This is a genomic window from Spirosoma fluminis, from assembly GCF_054778895.1.
This window is the reverse complement of record NZ_BAAGZD010000021.1, coordinates 1-2246: the sequence shown is the minus strand read 5'-3', so window position 1 is coordinate 2246 and position 2246 is coordinate 1. Positions and strand designations below refer to the sequence as shown.

Below are 2246 nucleotides of genomic sequence, written 5' to 3'. Positions count from 1 at the left end.
ACCCGCTTCAGCCGCTCGGGCGAGAGCGGGGGCTCACCCTCCTTCGCCATCGACCCCCTCACCGGAACCCTCTGCTGGGACGCCCCCGGTGAGGAAGGCCAGTTCAACTTCGCCTTCATCATCGAGGAGTGGCGAAACGGCGTCTTGATCGGCGAGATCACCCGCGACATGCAGATCATCGTCGTTGACCAGCCCAACCGACGGCCCCTCATCCAGCCCATTCCCGACCTCTGTGTCACCGCCGGTACCCTGATCAACCAGCCCGTCACCGCTTCTGACCCCGACGGCCAGCGGGTGATCATCACCGGCTTTGGGGGCGTCTTCAACCTGGGACAGGACCGCCAGCCCCTGCCCCCGGGCGAACTGATTCAGCCCGCTTACGCCACTCTGACCAACAACGGGGTGGCCCTGGCCCAGCCCGCTACGGTCAACTTCAGCTGGCAGACCAACTGCAACCAGCTCCGGGAAGCCCCCTACGATGTCATCTTCAAGGTCAACGATGTGCCCCCCCGGGGGGTGGCCTCGCTGGTCTCCTTCCAGACCTTCCGCATCCGGCTGGTAGGACCAGCGGTCCAGAACCTCACCGCCCGACCCACCGCCACCGCCAACGGACGGGCCATCCAGCTCAGCTGGACCCCCTACTCCTGCGGAGCCGCCGGCACCCGACTCACCATCTACCGCCGGGAGGGCTGTGAGAACATCGAGATCGGACCCTGCCAGACCGGCCTGCCCGCCGGCTCGGGCTACGTCAGGGTGGGCGAGGTCGAGCAGGGCATCACCACCTTCACTGACACCACCGCCCTGCGACGCGGAGCCGCCTACTCCTACCGCATCATCGCCCAGTACCCCGACCGCAACGGCGGCTTCAACGGGGGCGTCAGCATCGTCTCGGCCCAGGCCTGCCTGGAGCTGCCCCTGCTGGCCCCCGTCATCACCCAGGTGACGGTCGACTCCACCGCCGACACCCGCGGCCAGATCACCGTCCGCTGGAGCCGACCCATCGGGCTCAACCCCGGCGACCTGGGCGGCCCCTACCAGTACCGCCTGCAGCGGGCCGAAGGGCTCACCGGCACCAACTTCTCTACCATCGCCACCCTCAACACCAGCCTGCAGCCGGGCGTAGCTGACACGGTCTTTGTGGACAAGGGGTTGAACACGGCAGCCACGGCCTACACCTACCGGCTGGAGTTCTTCTACACCCAGGCCAGCACCGGCCAGCTCACCCGGCTCGACGTGACCGAAGCGGCCTCCTCGGTGCGGCTGGCTGCCACGCCCGCCAACCGCCGGATCAGTCTGAGCTGGCAGGCCAGCACGCCCTGGTCCAACGACAACCAGCTCCATGATGTCTACCGCTCTCGTTCAGGGCCCCAGGGTCCCTTCAACCTCATCGCCCAGGTGCCCGTCCAGGGGCCAGCCTCCTTTACCTTTGTCGACACGGGTGAAGACCGGGTGCTGGTCGATGGCAACACCTCGGGGGTGCTCTCGGCCGACTCCAGCTACTGCTACCGGGTGCTGACAAGAGGACGTTACAGTGATGCCAGGCTGGCTGGCCTGGGTGTCTTGATCAACTATAGCCAGATCCTCTGCGCCAGTCCCACCGACACCACCCGGCCCTGCCCCCCCACCCTGGGGCTGGACTCCTTGAACTGCGCTTCGCTGAGCAGTGAGAGCTTCTGTGAGCAGAGCTCCTTCACCAACCAGCTGCGCTGGCAGGGGAACAGCGGGGCGGGCTGTGATGCCACTGTGGTGGGCTACAAGCTCTACTACGGCCGCTACCAGCAGGACAGCCCAGCGGTGCTGACTCAGGTTCCTGCCCCCACCACCAGCTTTGCTCATACCAATCTGACGAGCGTGGCGGGCTGCTACTACGTGACGGCCGTCAACAGCCGGGGGCTGGAGAGTGCGCCTTCCAACCGGGTCTGCAACGAGGCCTGCCCCGAGCTGGTGCTGCCCAACGTGTTCACCCCCAACGGGGATGGCAAGAACGATGTGTTTGCCCCTCTGCGGTGTGCTCGGTTTGTCGAGCAGGTGGGTCTGGTGGTCTACAACCGGTGGGGAGCCAAGGTCTACGAGGGCAGCAGTGCCAGCTTGAGCTGGGATGGTCGCAGCAGTGATGGGGCGGAGCTGCCCAGCGGGTTGTACTACTACCAGGTGAGTGTGCGCTACGGGGTGCTGGACCGCACGGCGCCCCCGCAGGTGCTGAAGGGCTGGGTGCAGCTGCTTAGAGAAAACGTATCCCTTAAATA

General features: G+C 66.1%; 2 protein-coding genes. One reads left to right on the top strand and one right to left on the bottom strand.

Annotation, left to right across the window (positions count from 1 at the left end; translation table 11 throughout):
* Positions 1 to 33 precede the first annotated feature (33 nt).
* Complete coding sequence (locus tag ACYVBJ_RS20410; protein ID WP_460984162.1) at positions 34 to 1341, bottom strand: hypothetical protein; 1308 nt, start codon at positions 1339 to 1341, stop codon at positions 34 to 36.
* Positions 1342 to 1395: 54 nt separating this feature from the next.
* Here ACYVBJ_RS20410 and ACYVBJ_RS20405 point away from each other — a divergent pair.
* Positions 1396 to 2246 (top strand): gliding motility-associated C-terminal domain-containing protein (locus tag ACYVBJ_RS20405; RefSeq protein ID WP_460984161.1); only part of this gene is annotated, 851 nt, incomplete at its 3' end.

Excerpts from the sequence above, each read along its gene's own strand:
- ACYVBJ_RS20410 (WP_460984162.1), bottom strand. The coding sequence starts at position 1,341 with ATGGAGCTGGTTGTCGTTGGACCAGGGCGTGCTGGCCTGCCAGCTCAG.